We start from the raw sequence: 17,401 nt of genomic DNA on the forward strand, positions 1-17,401 counted from the left end.
GTGGCGACTCACGCGGTTCAGCACGTGTCAGCGCGATTCAGCGCGATTCAGCGCGCTTCAGCGTGATTCAGCGAGGTTCAGAACTTCTGCGGAACGAATCGAATCGGCCGATCCGGCTCTTGATACCCCTGCGCCTTTTGCCGCTTAGGCAGTTTGATTTCGGGGTGGGGCAGCGCTTTGTAAGGAACGCTCTGAAGGATGTGGCTGATGATGTTCAGGCGCACGCGCTTCTTGTTGTTGGAGTCGGCCACGTACCACGGCGCAAGGTCGGTATCGCTGGCGGCGAACATGTCGTCGCGCGCCCGTGAATAGTCGTACCAGTGGCTGTACGAATCCAGGTCCAGTTTCGACAGCTTCCAGATCTTGCGCTCGTCGTGAATGCGCGCTTGAAGCCGGCGGGTCTGTTCTTCTTCGCTGACTTCCAGCCAGTACTTCAGCAGGATGATCCCGGAATCAACGATCGCCCGTTCCACCAGCGGCACCGCTTTCAGGAACACCTTGGCCTGCTCCTTCGTGCAAAAGCCCATTACGCGTTCGACCCCCGCGCGGTTGTACCAGCTGCGGTCGAAGATCACGATTTCACCGGCTGCGGGCAGATGCGGCAGATAACGCTGCACATACATCTGCGTCTTCTCGCGATCGGTGGGTGAGGGCAAGGCAATGACGCGAAACACGCGCGGGCTGACGCGCTCCGTAATCGCCTTGATGGTGCCGCCCTTGCCCGCGCCATCGCGGCCTTCAAACAGAATGCAGACCTTGGCGCCGCTATGCACCACCCACTGCTGAAGTTTGACCAGTTCGATATGCAGGCGGGCGAGTTCTTTTTCGTAGTCCTTGCCCGTCAGTGGCTTTGCTGCTTTCACGCTGTCTTCCGCTGCTCTTTTCTTGGCCATGATGTGCCTCCTTGAGTCGCACGAATTACTTGCGTATTGCTCGTGTATTTCCCACGTCCTTCGCGATTGTGAGGCGCGAGCCCGCCGCGCGTCCATGATGATTCCGGCGAAAAACCGTCAGGCGGGATGCGAATGCGGATGCCGCCTGCGCCGGGTTTCGGACGGCGTTTCAAGAAACAGGTCGTGATAGCGCGCGGCTGCGTATGTGGAATACGGATAGCCATGCTGAAAAAAGCAATCGGAAACGGTCTGCTGGTTGGTGCTGTTGGCCAGGGCCAGATAAACGTCATGCAGTTTTCTCAAGGCTAAGTAATGGCCCGGACTCATGCCGAAACAGGCCTGGAAAACGTCGCGCAAGCTGCGTTCGCTGATCTTCAGGCCCTTGCGCAATTCATCCACATGCACCGCCTGCTGCCGGTCGCGAAAGATGGCCAGCGCCAACTCGCACAGCTGGGGCAAGCGCAAGCTCGGCCGGCCCTTGTTCTTGTCGTGCGGCACACGGTTGGCGATCAGATTACGCAAGCGCTGCTCGACCAGACGGCGCCCCAGCGCGGGCGGACAGGCGGGCGCCATCGACAGGAGCGCCGCCTCGCGCAGCGCGGCAACTTGCAGGGGGTCTGCTTTCACCATGTCAGCCGCGCTAGCCCAGCGCCGCAGCGTCTGCGACGCGAAGCTGTCGTCCATCAATAAATCAGACGCCAGTGGCAGTGCGATGCTGACCCAGTCATTGGGGCCAGCGGCGCGGAAGACGAACCCTTTGCCAGGCGCCAGGACACCCATCGAGTCCTGACTAAAGGGGACGCCATTCAGCCATGCCTGGGCGGGCGTGGGTTCTGGCAATAGCAAGGTCAGGTGCGTGGCCCAGCCCGCGGCCTCGCACAGGTTTGGCACCCGGGTGACGCCGCGTTGCACGTCGATGCCATCCACATCCAGATGGCCGGTTCGCCAGCCGCCGTCTTCGGAACCCAGCAGGAATACCCTTACGTCGGCGTGGAAGAGAGCGGCCGCGTACGAATCAAACGACTCGAAGTGCTGCAATTTCATCTAAGCCTCCACGCAAGAGAGCTGACGACATATTGCCGAAATTAGCATGGACTTAGCACTCCGTCACTGGCGAAAATGCAGCACACGTTCTCTTGCAAGGGGCTCTACATGTTTCTTGCCAAATCGCGGCGCCGGTTCGTGGCCGTAGCAACCGTTGCGCTGCTGTGCTTTCCCCTGACGGGACACGCGGTGTCGGGACACCTGGAGGACGCCATCGCGGATGTGCTCGTCTGGGTCGTGCTCGTTCTTGTCCCCATTCTGGCCATCTGGATCTTCTGGAAGCTGCACGTTTTGCCGGAAGTGATTGCCGAAAAACGTCATCACCCTCAAGCCGAGGCCATCAAGTCGCTGTGCCTGTTATCGCTGGTGTTTGGCGGCATGCTCTGGCCCTTTGCCTGGCTGTGGGCGCATACCAGACCCGTCGGATACCGGCTCGCCTATGGCCGCGACAAGCATGAGGAAGACGGGCCCGGTCCGGAAACCTTGGGTTGACCATATAGGGGCGCCGGCATGCTTGAACTCATCTTGATGGTGTATGGGCTGTTGATTTGGCTGATCTTCATCAAGCTGAAGTGGCTGCCGTGGAACATCAAATCCCAGGTTGGCGTGGTGGCCATCGGGGCCGCCGGCGTGGCGGCGCTGGTGCTGATCATCAATGTGGTCACGCCATCGTCCAACGAGCTGCGCGTCGTCAATTACGTGGTCGAGATCATTCCTCGGGTGACCGGGCGCGTGGTGGAGATCGCGGTGGAAGGCAACCGGCTGATCAAGAAGGGCGACGTGCTGCTGCGCCTGGATGCGGAACCCTATCAATTGAAAGTCAGGCAGCTGGAGGCCAAGCTCATCGATGCACAAGCCACGCGGCAATCGCTGGACCGTGACCTTGCCGCCGCGCAATCGTTGACGGCAGCGGCCTTGGCGCAAGTTGACCTTGCCCGGATGCGGCTGCGCCAAAGCACCGCCTTGGCGGCGCGCGGCGCGGGCAGCCAGTACGACGTGCAGAGCTTTCAAAGCGAATTGAAAGTGCGCGTGGGCAACTGGGAAGCCGCGCGCGAGACCGAACGCAAGATCAAATTGAATCAAGAGGCGGTGGTCGACGGGGACCAAGTAGCCGTGGCGCAGGTCAAGGCCGAGCTGGACACGGCGAAGTGGGAACTGGCGCAGACCACGCTGTATGCCCCCGCTGATGGCTACGCAATCAACTTGCAGGCGCGCGTGGGGTCATACGCGGCCGCGATACCGCTACGCCCCATCATGTCGTTTGTGGAGACCACGCAGCAGGTGATCGCGTTTTTTGATCAGAATCAGCTGACCAAAGTCGAGGAAGGCAACGAGGTCGAAGTGTCGCTGCGCACGGTGCCCGGCCACGTCTTCAAGGGCAAGGTGGATTCCATTGTGTGGGCCACGTCGCAAGGCCAATTCCAGGCATCGGGCGTGCTGCCCGGCACCACGAGCGAAGGCGCGCGAGCCGATGCGCCCATGCAGTTCGCGGTGCGCATTGATCTTGAAACGCCGCAAGACATGACGCTGGCGATGGGCGCCCGCGGTAACGCCGCAATCTACACGGACCGTCTGGGCGCGCTGCATATGGTGCGCAAAGTTATCTTCCGCGTGCAGTCCAAGCTGGACTATCTGGTTCTGAAGCTTCATTGACGGCGCCGACATGCACCCGAACCGCATGATCGTTCCCCAGCTTCTCACCGCGATGTGCGCGGCCGCGCTGATGGCGGGCTGCGCCAACCTGGACGCGCCCACCAACCAGGCGATGGCCGAACAGGCCATGGAAGGCAAGGCAGTGCCTGAACACTGGGTCGCCAGCGCCAGGGTGGCGGCCTTTGATCCGGCATGGGCGGGATTTCCCGAACATGGAACCTTGCAAGCGTTGATTGATGAAGCACTGGCCAATAACCTGGACCTTCGTGTCGCGGCCAGCCGGGTGCAACAGGCGGCGCAGCAGGCCAGGCTGGCGGGCGCAGACCTGCTGCCCACGGTTGGCTTCGGGGCGCGCACGGCGACAGACCCCACGCCCGGCAGCGCATTTTCCGCCAATGGCTACGCCATCCTGATCAACTGGGAAATCGATTTATGGGGCAGGGCGCGCGCAGAGAAACGCGCGGGTGAGGCCGGATACCGGTCTACCGAAGCCGATTACGCTTACGCGCGCCAATCCATCGGCGCATTGACCGCCAAGAGTTGGCTTGCTGCGTTAGAGGCCACCGGCCAATTGGCGCTGGCGCAGGAACTTGAAAGCACGACCGGCGAACAGCTTGAGCTGGTGCAATACCGCCGCCGCATCGGCAAGGTCAGCGAACTGGACGTGGCTTATTGGGCGCAGCAGCGCGAAGCCGCGGCAGATGTCGTGGCGCAACGGGAACAGGCGCGCATGCAGGCGCTGCGTGCGCTGGAGTTATTGCTGGGCCGCTACCCAGAAGGGGCCGCGCAAGCGAACGAAGCCATCCCCGACACCCCGCCGCCGCTTGCGCCCGGGCTGCCCTTGGACTTGCTGGACCGCAGGCCTGACCTGATTGCCGCGCGCGAACGGATGGTGTCCGCGTACTTCGGCGCCGAAGAAGCCAAGGCCGCGCGCCTGCCCGCGATTTCCATCTTTGCGGGGGCGGGCCGTTTCACGAAAGATTACTCGGGGCTGGCCACCAGCATGCAGAGCTGGGTCTATCCCGTGGGCGCATCGTTGATCTGGCCGTTGTTTGATGCCGGCCGCCGCCAGATCACGCTGGAACTGCGTACCGAGCAGCAGCGCGAAGCGCTGGCGTCCTACGCACGCGCCATCCTCACGGCCATGGGTGAAGTGGAAAACGGATTGACGGGCGAGCAGCAACTGGCGCTGCGCGAGCGCGCGATTCAACGCCAGTATTCCGAAAGCACCCGCGCGCTGGAGCTGGCAGAGGTGCAGCGTCAGATTGGCCAGTTCGACACCTTCGATGTCTTGCAGCGCAAGCGCGATGTGTTGCGCGTGAAAGGTGACCTGTTGCATGTGCGCGCCGAACGGCTGGTTCAGCGCGTGAACCTGCATTTGGCGCTGGGCGGAAAGTTCAGTGTTGTCGATGTCCCTTCAGAGTAACGGGCCAGACGTACCGCAGATGGGGTATGGCCCGCCAAATTTTCAACGGCTAGATTCAGTTGAATAAGGAGAAGACCATGGATTGGTTCGTCGCTACGCTCAAGGCATATCCCGAAATCGCGATCTTCCTGGCGCTCGGGATTGGCTATTGGGTCGGAGGAAAGAGCTTCAAGGGATTCAGTCTTGGGGCGGTGACGGCAACGCTGCTGGTTGCGATTGTCATTGGCATCTTGGGCGTGAAGATTTCGCCGAACGTAAAGTCGGTCTTCTTCCTGATGTTCCTGTTTGCGGTGGGCTATGGCGTGGGCCCGCAGTTTGTGCGCGGCATCGCCAAAGACGGGCTGCCACAAGCGATCTTTGCCGCGATCATGGCGCTGTTCTCGCTGGGCGCGGCCGCAGTTGCCGCTGTCCTCGCGGGATATGACCTGGGTTCGGCCGCCGGTTTGTTTGCCGGGTCCCAGACCATTTCGGCGTCGATGGGGTTGGCGACTGACGCCATCAACCGCTTGGGCAAGTCGCCGGAAGAAGCGCAGGCGCTGCTGGATGCGATGCCTATTGCCTATGCCGTGACGTACATCTTCGGCACGGTGGGGTCGGCCATCATTCTGGCGCAGATCGGCCCCAAGCTGTTGGGCATTGACCTGGTTGCGGCGTGCAAGGAGTACGAGCAGATGCTGGGCGCGGGAAGCGGCGCAGAAGGCGAAACGCAGTGGCATGACTTCGAGGTGCGTGCGTATTCCGTGGCGCCCGAGAGCCCGTTTATCGGCCGCGCGGTCGGCGACATCGAAGCGGGTACGCAGGATGGCGTGCGGGCCTTTGTTGAACGCATCCGCCGCGACGGCAAGATCATCGAAGCGGATCGGACCACGCTGATCCAGGCCGGAGACATTGTCGCCATCGGCGGCAAGCGCGATCAGCTGATTGCCCGGCTTGGCCCAAGCGGCCGCGAAGTGCAAGACGCCGAGCTGCTGGATATCAAGACCGAAGGCGTGGATATCTATATCTCGAACAAGAAGGTGGACGGCAAGCGGCTGGAAGAGCTGGCGCGCTGGCCCGGTGCGCGTGGCGTATTTCTGAAGCGCATACGCCGTGGCCCGACCGAGACTGTGATCCCCGTGTTGCCGAAGACGCAGCTGTTCCGTGGCGACGTCATCACGGTGGTGGGGCGCACGCAGGACATCAACACCACCGCCAAGGAAATCGGGTATGTGGACCGGCCCACCACCGTAACCGATGTGGCGTTCATGTCGCTGGCCATCACAGTCGGTGCGCTGATCGGCGCGGTGGTGATCAATGTCAGGGGCATCCCGATCACGATCTCAACGGCAGGCGGCGCGTTGATCGCCGGCATTGTGTTCGGCTGGTTCCGCGCGATTCGGCCCACCTTCGGCCGCATCCCTGAACCCACGCTCTGGTTCATGAATTCCGTGGGCCTGAATGTCTTTATTGCCGTGGTGGGCATTTCAGCCGGGCCCGGCTTTGTGGCCGGTTTGCAGAAGCTGGGGATCAGCCTGTTCCTGTGGGGCATTTTCGCCACCGCCGTCCCGCTGGTCCTGGGCATGTTCCTTGCCAAATACGTTTTCAAGTTCCATCCGGCGCTGATCCTCGGGATTTGCGCAGGGTCTCGCACCACGACCGCGGCGCTAGGCATGGTGTGCGAAGCCGCCAAGAGCCAGGTGCCGGGCTTGGGATACACCGTCACGTATGCCGTCGGCAACACCCTGCTGACCATATGGGGCATGGTCATCATCTTGATTCTTGCTTAGGAGAGCACCATGACCCGTGACACAAATACTCCGCAGCACCTGGACCATCTGTTTTCGAATTCCGCCGCCCGGTCTGACCGGTGGCGCGACATGAATGCCAAGGCGCAGGCCTGGGCCGCCGCAGAACGAAGCGGCAAGCGCCATTCGGGCGGCGAGGCCGTGCGGCAGGCGTTGGCGGAATTGCGCGCGCTGGAAAGCTACTTCGCTTATCCCGGCGCGCACTTGCTGCACGCGCTGGACGACCGCCTTGCCGAAGGCGATGCAATAGGCGTGGCGCGCCTGGTGCTTCGCATGAGCGGCGCCTTGCTCTCTGGCAGCTACCGTTACGACAACAGCGAATGGGAAGTGGCTGACGAGACCTCTACCGATGTCCCCGACCGCCTGCCGCCCGGCTTGGGCGCGGGCGCACAGCGGCGGCCGTATTTCGAAACCCTGTTCGTGAACGCGATGTCTCCTGCACGTTCGGCGGCCATTTGCCAAGAGATCCGGCAACTGCGCCGGGCCGAAGATGGCCTGGTCTACGAACCCGTGCTGGTCGGCACCTTCGAAGACGCGGTACTGGCGACCATTCTTAACGGCAAGATCGAGGCGGTTGTCATCTATGACGGCGTGCCCTTTGGCTCCAAGCACGACACCCCGGTGCTGCGCGACTTCCTGACGGTGTATCAGCACATGGAACCCTCTGCCGGCGAGACCCAAGAGGCGGGCCTCAAGCTGGCCCGTTTCATCGCCAACATCCGGCCGGAACTGGATGTCTATCTGCTGACCGACCGCAACGTCGAGCAGCTGGCGGGCGACCCGGCAGCGTCAGCGATCCGCCGCGTGTTCTATGAAGCCGAAGAACCCATGGAGGTCCACCTCAACATCCTGGAAGGCGTGCGCGACCGGCAGTCGACCCCGCACTTCGACAATCTCAAGCTCTATGCCTCGCGGCCGATCAGCACGTTTCACGCGCTGCCGATTGCGCGCGGCAAGTCCATCATCAAGTCGAACTGGATACGCGACTTCGGCGAGTTCTATGGCTTGAATCTGTTCCTGGCGGAAACGTCGGCCACGACAGGCGGGCTGGACAGCATGCTGGAGCCCACGGGCAACATCAAGCTTGCGCAAGAAAAGTTCGCGCGCGCAGTCGGTGCGGACCACGTTTTTTTCGTGACCAACGGCACGTCCACCTCGAACAAGATGGTCTACCAGGCCGTGACCAAGCCGGGCGACATCGTCATCGTCGACCGCAACTGCCATAAGTCTCACCACTACGGCATGGTGCTGTCCGGCGCGCAGCCGCTCTACGTTGAAGCGTTTCCGATGACGGAATATTCGATGTACGGCGCGGTGCCGCTGGCCACCATCAAGCGGGCGTTATTGGACCTGAAAGCGGAAGGGCGGCTCGACACGGTGTCGATGATCACGCTGACCAACTGCACGTTCGATGGCCATATCTACAACACGCGCCGCGTGATGGCGGAATGCCTGGCCATCAAGCCAGACCTGATTTTTCTTTGGGACGAAGCCTGGTTCGGCTTTGCCCGGTGGTCACCGTTCCTGCGTCCCAGAACGGCCATGGGCGCGGCCGCCGCGCTTGAGCAATGGCGTGACGACCCAGCCGCCATGGAGGAATGGAACGCCCAGGTCCAGGAACTGGGCGAAGACCTGGACCCGAAAGACCCGCGCGTGATGGAACGGCAATTGGTGCCGAACCCGCAAACCATGCGCATCCGTGTCTATGAAACGGACTCCGTTCACAAGTCCATGTCGAGCCTGCGGCAAGGGTCGATTGTGGCTGTGCGCGATGAAGACTACGACCATCACATCTCGGCGTTTCACGAAGCCGTCTTCGTTCACGCATCGACCTCGCCGAACGCGCAGATCATTGCTTCGCTGGATGTCGCTCGGCGCCAGATGGAGCTCGAAGGCTACGAGCTGGTCATGCGCGCGATTGAAGTCGCGTTGGCCATACGCCGCGAAGTGGCCAAGCATCCGCTGATCTCGAAGTACTTCAGCGTGCTGGGAGCCGACAAGATGATCCCGGAGGCGTATCGCGGCTCGGGCTTTTCTGACTACATGCAGCCGGGCATGACCTGGCTGACCGCGGTGAAGGCGCTGAAGGACGACGAGTTCTGCCTGGACCCCACCCGGTTGACGCTGGTGTGCGGTACGGCGGGATTCGACGGCACCACCTTCAAGAACCTGCTGGCCTCCAAGTACAACATCCAGCTGAACAAGACCTCGCGCAATAGCGCGCTGTTGCAAAGCAATATCAACAACACGCGCAGCGATGTGGCCGCGTTGATCAAGGTGCTGTTGGAGATCTCCCAAGATATTGAGGCCCGGCTCAAGTCCGAAGGGGAGGAAGGGCGAATGGCGTTCGCCGCCAAGGTCAAGAGCTTGATGGAAGACGTGCCCAGCCTGCCCAACTTCAGCAGCTTTCACGATGGCTACCGCGACAATCCCGCCAGCACCACGTCGGAAGGCAATATGCGCACCGCCTTCTTCGCGGCCTACAACGAGGACGAGTGCGAGTACCTGCCCTTGACCAGCCCCAAGCTGGACGAACGCCTGGCGAATGGCCCGGAACTGGTATCGGCAAACTTTGTGATCCCGTATCCGCCCGGCTTTCCCATCATGGTGCCTGGCCAGATCATTGATGCCGGCACCATCGAATTCATGCGCAAGCTGGATGTGAAGGAAATCCACGGCTATCAGGCGGCGCGCGGGATCAAGCTGATTCTGCCATCCGCCATCGGAAAGCGAACCTCGCCCTAGCTAGGGATATCAGGGAAAGCGGAAAGCGGCGCGCCGGGAACGGCGTTTGCTGATCGGTGCGAGTGATCGTCAACCCGATGGGGAAGGCCATGCCGCACACCGTGGAGCAGCCAGCCGTCAACCGCAACGGCGGCAGTATCGTGGGCGCTTCGCCATCGGTCTGGGTGATCGGCGATGTGCATGGATGCTGCGCCGAGCTTGACGCACTGCTGGCACGCCCGGAAATTGCAGACGACCCCACGAGCCAGCTCTGGTTCGTGGGCGACCTGGTCAATCGCGGGCCCGAGTCCGCCAAGACGTTGCGCCGCGTCATGGCGCTGGGCGAGCGCGCCACCGTCGTGCTGGGCAATCACGACATCCGAGCCTTGGCGATCGCCGCCGGATGCATCCGCCCGGGCAAGGGCGACACCCTGAATGATCTGTTCAACGCCCCTGATGCACCCGAGCTGCTGGACTGGCTGCGGCGCTGTCCCTTGATGCATGAAGGGGCGGGCCACGTCCTGACGCATGCCGGCATTCTTCCGCAGTGGGATGTGGATACCGCCATGGCGCTGGCGCGCGAAGTGGAAGACCGGCTGCAAGACGCGCAATGGCGCGATCACATGCACATGTTCTGCGGCCCGGCGGTGTTGGGCTGGAACGCAAAATTGCAGGATGACAGGCGCATACGCTTCATCGCCAGCGCCTTCACCCGCATGCGGCTGTGCACGCGCAAAGGGGAACTCGCGCCCGGGGCGAAATCTGCCCCAGGGGGCTGGCCACGCGGGACGATGCCCTGGTTTGACGTGCCGGGCAGGCTGGCCGTTGACACGCCCATCCTGTTTGGCCATTGGGCCACGCTGGGGCTGCTGGTGAGGACAGACGTTATGTGCGTGGACACCGCCTGCGTGACGGGAGGGGTGTTGACCGCCTTGAGGCTCGGCGACAGAACAGCTGCTTCAAGTCGGCCGGGACGCCGTTGAATCGCCAGCGGCGAGCCTACAGGCCCAAGGCCAGCAACATCAGAAACGCCCCGAACAGGACGAAGTGCGTCATGCCTTCAATGGCATTGGTCTGCCCGTCGTTCAGGTTGATCGCCGCTACCAATAACGTCACCAGCATCATCAAGGTTTGCAACGGCGTCATGGCCATCACGATACGTTGCCCTGAGATCAACGCCATCGCCTCCATGGCGGGCACGGTAAGAATGACGGTGGACAAGGACGCGCCCAGCGCAATATTCACCACCGATTGCATGCGATTGGCCAACGCGGCCCGCAAGGCCGTCAACATTTCCGGAGCGGCCGAAATCCCTGCCACGATAAACGCCACCAGCCCGGGTGGGACGTTGGCGCCCGTCAGGCTGCCATCCAACGAATGCGACAGCAGCTCTGCCAGGAACCCCACGGCAATGATGCCGGTAGCCATGACGGCGATGGATTGCCTGCGGCTTGGGTAGCCACCGGGCGGCAAGGGCTGGCGTGTCTTCTTGTCCGGATAGCTGTAGCTGAAAAAATAGCTGTGAGGCCCCGTTTGCATGCGCAGGAACACGCCATAGAACAACAGCATGACCACAATCGTGAAGCCGCTGTAAGCCCGCCAGCTGGGTTGAGGAACGAACTCGGGAATGATCATCGACACCGTCACGGCCGTCAGGATCATCACGCTGTAGGTGCGCGCGGAATCATCGTTGTAGGACTGTTCGCCGTGCTTGAAGCCGCCCAGCAGGGCGGCCACGCCAAGAATGCCGTTGATGTCGAGCATGACGGCTGAATAGATGCTGTCGCGCACCAGCGTGGGTGATCCGCTTTTGGCCGAGATGATCCCCAGCACAACCACCTCCACCAAAACCGCCGACAGGGTGAGGATCATGCTGCCGTAAGGGTCGCCCAGCTTTTGCGCGATGCGCTCGGCGTGGCGCGCCACGCTTAACGAGGCGCCGAGGATCGCTGTGATGAGGACAGCTGTTTCCAACAGGCTGACCAGCTGGCCGTGGCCGCCCGATCCCGCGTCGAACGCGTACCCCGCCACCGCCACCACACAGGCCAGCAGCAGGAATTTTTCGGCATGCAGGATGGTTCGCACCCTATCCGCAAAGGCGTGTGGCCACCGTCGTCACGATGGTGCCGTCGGGCAACTCGTAGTTGCCATCCCCGCGCCATGACACCAACTGCCCATCCTGAAGGCAGCAAAAGTAGTGGGGGTCTGCCGGCTGGTCGGGTTCGGAGCGGCAGTACCGGTTGATGCGGTAAGTCGTCCCGTCCTCTGCGGCCGCCACGACTTCCATGACCCGTTTGGTTTGCGCATTCATCATGACCGCCTCCATACGATTTGGGTTGTCGCGTTTATTGGGTCACGCATACAAGGAGAGGTCAATACGCGTTGCAGCATGGGAACCGGGGGCGCATCGGCCCCGTTCCCTGGTCTGGAATGTGCCCGGCGCTACCCCGGCCGGCGGGGCGTGATCAGCCGGATCTCGTCGATGGTGCTGGCATAGTTTGCGCCTGACAGCTGCACCACCGCCACGTCGTTACCGGCGCGCCGGTCGAGCCATTGCGCTTGCGTGCCCGGCGTCTGCTTGCGCAACTGGATGTCGTAGCCAGCGGCGGCGTTGTCGTAGGGCAGCCGGACGTCAATCCACCCATCGCCCAGCAAACGGTTGACCGTGCGGCGGCTATCACCGATCTTCAGGCCCACGATGCTGCCCTTGAATGGTGCACGCACGGTAATCGATGCCACTTGGCCAACCGGGCTGAACAGCAGTTCGATGCCGCGCTCGGGAAGATCAAGTCGGTAATAGCCCGAACTGGCCGCGGCCACCGGCTCGCTCTGGGTGCCAAGCGCCGTCTGCACCTGGCGGATCGTATCGCCCAGCCATATCCCCAAGCCGTTGGTGACCAGCGCATCCTTGCCTGCCGGCGCGGGCTTGTCGCCGAAACGTTCGCGGTAGGCGGCGGTTTGCAGGGCCAGATTGGCGCGGTCGCGCAGCACGTCGTCGGCCAGCCAGTTCGACATGAAGTCGCGCACCTGCGGGCTATCGCAATCAAAGCGCTCCGTCGCGTTGCGCGCGGCCAGCTGCTGGGCCTTGTTGATATAGGTCTTGTCGTCGTCGGTCAGCAGCGCGGGGGCTGTGTCCAGCACGAAGCGTTTGCCAGGGTTGTTGCACGCCTCGGCATACAGGTTGAAGAGCGTGCCGTTAGCGTGGATGCGTGCGAGCGACGTGGCGATGTCATCGCGCAGCAGGACTTGGTCCACGCTTGCCGCACGCTGCTGGGTGCGGGCGTGTATCGCTTTATCGAGTTCAGCCGCCAGCGCCTGCGCGCGCGGTTCAGAGGGGCCAAGAAGCTTGGCCTGCCACTGTGCGATCGATTGGCCGACATTGACGTGATAGAACCCTGCGGTTTGCCCGATCTGAAAGACGCAGAGCAGGCCCGCCAACACCGCCAGCATGGTGCGTGGCCACCAGCGCGGCGCTTCACCGTAAGCGCCATCCTGCTTCAGCATCTTTACGGCCATGACAAGCCCCGCAATGGCCAGAATCAAGCCCAGCACATTGAAGCTGGAGTCCTGCACCAGCTTGCCATTCACGGTGGTCGTCTGGGACGTTCCCAAGAATAACCAGAAGGGCAGCAAGCCCAAGATCATTGCGGCGACCGGACGCCGCAGTCGATGCCATAGGCTGGGTGTGTTCAGACTCATCTTGCAGGGTCTCCCTGTCTTCGTTGCGAGGACAGGCATTATTAACCAGTTTGGATATGGGGTTTCCTACGATTTGTTCGCGGCCGCGCTGCCGTTTGATGGGCGCTTTTGTGATGGCGCAGTCACAGCAGGAAGAGGGCGGTTCCGGCAACGAGGGTCGGCGCCAATGCCGCCACGAATAGTCCTCCCATACTGATTGCTCCATTTTCAAAGCCGCCACGCAGAAGCGCCGCGCCCGCAGGGTTGGGCGCATTGGCAATTACCGTCAACCCGCCGCCGGCCACTGCGCCAGCGACCAACATGTATTTGGCGTCGTCGGAAATGCCGCTGATCAACGATCCCAGGTAGGTCAACGCAGCGTTGTCGGTGATCGCGGTCAGGCCCAGCGCGCCCAGAAACAGCATGGCGGGCTCCAGGCTGGAGACGAGCGGCTGCAACCACCATTGCTGCATCCCGCCCAGCACCACCAGCCCTGCCAGGAAGAACCCCACCAACAAGGCTTCTTTGATGATCAGGCGGCTTTGGGACGCCGCATACGCCTGGGTGTAGCCCAGGAAAAACAGCAACAGCCCAAGAAAGATGACGGGATGATGGGCAAAGAAGACTATCCCCGCCAAGAACAGAAGGTGGATCGCAATGGCCACTGCCGACACGGGCGCGTTCTGGCGCGCCCCGGCCATCACATCGGCGCTGCGCACGTGCGCCTTCAGGCAGTACGTGACCACGGTGGCGTTGATCAACACGGCAAGCGCGGCCTTCCATCCGAAATGGGCAAACATGAACGCGCTGTCCCAGCCCCAGGTGGACGCCACCATCAGCACAGGCGGGGCAGCATAAGAGGTGAGGGTGCCGCCAATCGAGATGTTGACGAACAGCACGCCCAGCGCGGCATACTTGAGCCGCTCCGGCATCCCTTGGTGGAATACCTGGGGGCCGAGCATCAGGGCGGCGATCGTCATCGCGGCGGGTTCGGTGATCAAGGAGCCGGCCAGGGGCACCAGGCAAAGGCTCAGCCAGACCTTGGCGGTTGTCGTGGCGACCGGTATCCAGCGCGCAATAACGTTCACCACGCGCATCACCGCAGTCAACACGGGCAAGGATGCCGCCACGACCATGACCGCAAAGACAAACAACGGTTCGGTGTAGTTGCGGGACTCGGCGTAGGCCAACGCCTGTTCACCCGTGCCCGCAAATGCCATCACGATGATCAGCACCGCCGCCCAGAAGCCGAACACAACTTCAACTTCTCCCAATAGATGCCATAACCCGGCGTGGCGCTTGCTGCGGTGCGCCAGGCGTAGAAACAGGGATGCGGAAAAAGTGTGTAGCAGCGCAATGGCGAATAGGCCGGCGGACAGCCCATTGATCAATGTCATGTCGAAGATTCCTGCCTGGTGATGAAGGGTTTTCGGCTGGCTGCGCGCCCGCGCGACGTCATGCGCGCACGACGTCGATCCATACCCGTGAACGGACAACGCTTTGCACCAGCTCGAACATGTGTTGCGGGCGTGCGGCCGGCACCACCACGCGGCTGAGCAGGCGGGTCAGGTCGACGCGCAAGGTGGGGCGCCGGGCGCGCGTTTGCACGCGTGGCCAGGTCTGCGGCCCGCGCGCCGACGCAGACAGCCGGACGCCGTGCATATCGGGCGCTGAAGGAAGCGAATCACCGGACACGGCGGCCGCACTGTCCAGGCGCACCAGCGTGTCTTCTGCCGGCAATACCGCTTCCCGCAGGGCGTCTGTCGTCGAGTAGATATAGACCGCGTGATCTTCATCCCGCTCAGCCGAGGATGGCGGCGCTTCTCCGCCCTCGGCAAGCCGCCAATCCTGCGTTCCAATCAGCTCCGTCAACGGCGCGGGCGACAGGCCGGCTGATGGCGGGTCCAGCCGCAATACGCTGAACTCCAGCAATTCCATCAGTTCTATGAACGCAAGCCTGCGTGTCAGGCCGACGCAATCGGTGGCGTTGAACACCGGGTTGGGAACGATTTCGGAACCGTCGCTCATAGCGATGACATCTCCCCGCTCAGCATGGAAAAAAGCCCGCGGCCGCTCGTGGAGGAGCGGTCGCGGGCGCGGACACGAATTACTGCGTTTGGGTTTGCGCTTGCAGCGCCGCACGGACTTTCCGGCGAGCCTTGACTGTGGAGTAGGCGAGCCAGACGGCCAGCGCAAGAATCGCGTAGATGAAGGCGGCGCTGATCGGACGGCTGATGAAGATTCCCATATCGCCGCGCGACAAGAGCAGCGCGCGCCGGAAGTTCTCTTCAACCATCGGTCCCAGCACGAAGCCCAACAACAACGGCGCGGGCGAGAATCGCAACTTCAGGAACAGGTAGCCGACGATGCCCAGAATCAACACCAGAACCACGTCGAACAAGCTGTTGTTGGTGCTGTAGACGCCCACGCAGACGAAGAACAGCGCCGACGGGAACAGGTACTTGTAGGGCACGCGCAGCAGCTTGGCCCACATGCCGATCAGCGGCAGGTTCAAGACCACGAGCAGCGCGTTGCCGATCCAGAAGCTGGCGATCAGCCCCCAGAATATGTCGGCATGTTCCGTGACCATTTGCGGGCCGGGCTGGATGCCATGGATGATCAATGCGCCAAGCATCAGCGCCATCACGGAGTCGCCGGGAATACCCAGGCTCATCGTGGGGATGAAGCTGGTCTGCGCCGCCGAGTTGTTGGCCGACTCGGGACCCGCCACGCCTTCGATCGCGCCATTGCCAAAGCGGCCCGGCGTCTTCGATACGCGTTTCTCCACGGCGTACGACATGAATGACGCAATGGTCGCGCCCGTGCCAGGCAGGATGCCAAGCAGCGAACCGATGGCGCTGCCGCGCGCAATCGGTGCAATCGACTTCTTGATGTCGCCGGGTTCGGGCTTGACCGACATGCGCTTGGAGCCCGTGTTGACCACCGTCGCCTTGCCAATCCGGTTGACGTTGGCAAAGAAGTCCGCCAACCCGAACAGACCCATGGCCAGCGCAACGAGCTGCACACCGTCGCTAAGCTCGATCACACCGAACGCGTAGCGGATCGTACCGGTGTTGACGTCCGTGCCGACCACGCCCAGCAGCAGGCCCAAAAAGACCATCGCCACGCCCTTGATCGCCGAGCCCTTGGCCAGGGTGGCGCCCGCAAACAGCCCCAGCATCATCATTGAGAAATACTCGGCGGGACCGAACTTGAAGGCGACCTCCACAAGAATCGGCGAGAACAGGATCATGATCAGAATCCCGATGCACGCGCCGATGAAAGACGACATCACCAGCATGAACAGCGCCGAGCCTGACTTGCCTTGTTTGGCGAGCGGATTGCCGTCCAGGCAGGTCACCGCGTGAGACGGCGTACCGGGCAGGTTCAACAGAATGCAGGTGATCCCGCCGCCATACTGCGCGCCATAGTAAATGCCCGCCAGCATCATCAATGCCGCGGTGGGCGTCATGGCGTACGTCAGCGGCAACAGAATGGAAATGGCCGCCAGGACACCCATGCCCGGCAAGACGCCGATCAGGTTGCCCATGAACACGCCGAAGAACGACCAGCCCAGGTTCTCCCATTGGAAGGCAACGGAAAAACCATGCATTACGTTAGATAGCAGTTCCATGGCTCAACCCCAGCGAAACATCGGAAACTGAAGCTGCAAGCCCCAGGAGAAGACAATGGCGCCGAACAGCGTCATGGCGGCGGCCAGCAGCGCGGCCGAGCGCCACGTGTTGGAGGTATCGCCCATTGCCGAGATGAACACCAGCGCAAAGGTGGCCGGCAGGAATCCCGCGAAATTTCCCACCAGAATGAATGCGCCGATGCCCGCCGCAATGCATGCCATGCCGCGCAGGCGTTGCGCGCGCGTGGGTTGCGGAGCGCCGTCTGCGTCGCTTTCCTGGGTCTCCAGCACTTCGTCCGGGTCAGGGCTCAGCGGAATCAGAAGTCCCAGCGCCACCAGAAAGCCGCCGATCAGCATCGGGAAGTATCCCGGCCCCATGCGAGCCAGTTCACCGACGGCGTAGGTGTTCGCCTCCATGATGGTCAATGCCCCACAAAGCGCAATGAGCGCGCCTCCCCATAAATCGCGTTTCACTGTCAGTATCTTGCCGCGCATGTTTCCCCTCTCTGGAGTCAGTTTTGTTTTTGGGCCCGCTACAGGCCAACTCGGAAAAGAGCAGGCACTG

The 17,401-nt window shown here is 62.2% G+C and carries 15 protein-coding genes; 6 read left to right on the top strand and 9 right to left on the bottom strand.

The genetic code is table 11. The annotated features are described in order from the left end of the window. Positions 1-77: 77 nt before the first annotated feature. The gene (gene ppk2 / locus AC1DSJ_RS03550) at positions 78-893 is read right to left on the bottom strand and encodes a polyphosphate kinase 2 (RefSeq protein ID WP_441371738.1); all 816 of its coding nucleotides are present in this window, start codon (positions 891-893) and stop codon (positions 78-80) included. A 117-nt stretch (positions 894-1,010) separates the two neighbouring features. After that, the gene (locus tag AC1DSJ_RS03555; RefSeq protein ID WP_441371739.1) at positions 1,011-1,937 is read right to left on the bottom strand and encodes an AraC family transcriptional regulator; all 927 of its coding nucleotides are present in this window, start codon (positions 1,935-1,937) and stop codon (positions 1,011-1,013) included. A gap of 108 nt (positions 1,938-2,045) precedes the next feature. On the opposite strand from AC1DSJ_RS03555, the gene AC1DSJ_RS03560 reads away from it, so the two are divergent. The 6 genes from AC1DSJ_RS03560 to AC1DSJ_RS03585 all read left to right on the top strand — a co-directional run bounded on the left by AC1DSJ_RS03560 (position 2,046) and on the right by AC1DSJ_RS03585 (position 10,507). Further along, on the top strand, positions 2,046-2,429 hold the full coding sequence (locus AC1DSJ_RS03560) for a DUF3302 domain-containing protein (RefSeq protein ID WP_054427168.1): 384 nt from the start codon (positions 2,046-2,048) through the stop codon (positions 2,427-2,429). A gap of 18 nt (positions 2,430-2,447) precedes the next feature. Next, positions 2,448-3,590: an HlyD family secretion protein gene (locus tag AC1DSJ_RS03565; protein WP_441371740.1), complete on the top strand. Its 1,143-nt coding sequence runs from the start codon at positions 2,448-2,450 to the stop codon at positions 3,588-3,590. 10 nt (positions 3,591-3,600) lie between these two features. Next, positions 3,601-5,016 (top strand): TolC family protein, encoded by a 1,416-nt coding sequence (locus AC1DSJ_RS03570; protein WP_175171106.1) that lies wholly within the window; start codon positions 3,601-3,603, stop codon positions 5,014-5,016. A gap of 77 nt (positions 5,017-5,093) precedes the next feature. Beyond that, complete coding sequence (gene aspT / locus AC1DSJ_RS03575; protein WP_441371741.1) at positions 5,094-6,782, top strand: aspartate-alanine antiporter; 1,689 nt, start codon at positions 5,094-5,096, stop codon at positions 6,780-6,782. Between the two features lie 9 nt (positions 6,783-6,791). Next, positions 6,792-9,545: a decarboxylase gene (locus AC1DSJ_RS03580; RefSeq protein WP_441371742.1), complete on the top strand. Its 2,754-nt coding sequence runs from the start codon at positions 6,792-6,794 to the stop codon at positions 9,543-9,545. A gap of 89 nt (positions 9,546-9,634) precedes the next feature. Further along, on the top strand, positions 9,635-10,507 hold the full coding sequence (locus tag AC1DSJ_RS03585) for a symmetrical bis(5'-nucleosyl)-tetraphosphatase (protein WP_441371743.1): 873 nt from the start codon (positions 9,635-9,637) through the stop codon (positions 10,505-10,507). A gap of 16 nt (positions 10,508-10,523) precedes the next feature. Here AC1DSJ_RS03585 and AC1DSJ_RS03590 read toward each other — a convergent pair whose 3' ends face one another. From AC1DSJ_RS03590 to AC1DSJ_RS03620, 7 genes are all read right to left on the bottom strand, one after another. Further along, positions 10,524-11,609 (bottom strand): calcium:cation antiporter, encoded by a 1,086-nt coding sequence (locus AC1DSJ_RS03590; RefSeq protein WP_441371744.1) that lies wholly within the window; start codon positions 11,607-11,609, stop codon positions 10,524-10,526. Position 11,610: 1 nt separating this feature from the next. Next, positions 11,611-11,838 carry a hypothetical protein gene (locus tag AC1DSJ_RS03595; RefSeq protein ID WP_342066650.1) on the bottom strand — a complete coding sequence of 76 codons (228 nt, stop codon included), beginning with the start codon at positions 11,836-11,838 and terminating at the stop codon, positions 11,611-11,613. Positions 11,839-11,966: 128 nt separating this feature from the next. Next, positions 11,967-13,223, bottom strand: a complete 1,257-nt coding sequence (locus AC1DSJ_RS03600) for a hypothetical protein (RefSeq protein WP_441371745.1) — start codon at positions 13,221-13,223, stop codon at positions 11,967-11,969. Positions 13,224-13,345: 122 nt separating this feature from the next. Beyond that, positions 13,346-14,599 (bottom strand): putative Na+/H+ antiporter, encoded by a 1,254-nt coding sequence (locus tag AC1DSJ_RS03605; RefSeq protein ID WP_441371746.1) that lies wholly within the window; start codon positions 14,597-14,599, stop codon positions 13,346-13,348. A 58-nt stretch (positions 14,600-14,657) separates the two neighbouring features. Next, positions 14,658-15,230: a hypothetical protein gene (locus tag AC1DSJ_RS03610; RefSeq protein WP_441371747.1), complete on the bottom strand. Its 573-nt coding sequence runs from the start codon at positions 15,228-15,230 to the stop codon at positions 14,658-14,660. A gap of 79 nt (positions 15,231-15,309) precedes the next feature. After that, positions 15,310-16,836, bottom strand: a complete 1,527-nt coding sequence (locus tag AC1DSJ_RS03615) for a tripartite tricarboxylate transporter permease (protein WP_175171112.1) — start codon at positions 16,834-16,836, stop codon at positions 15,310-15,312. Between the two features lie 3 nt (positions 16,837-16,839). Continuing rightward, positions 16,840-17,331: a tripartite tricarboxylate transporter TctB family protein gene (locus AC1DSJ_RS03620; protein WP_175171113.1), complete on the bottom strand. Its 492-nt coding sequence runs from the start codon at positions 17,329-17,331 to the stop codon at positions 16,840-16,842. Between the last annotated feature and the right edge of the window lie 70 nt (positions 17,332-17,401).

The organism is Achromobacter sp. 01N37, from assembly GCF_056399725.1.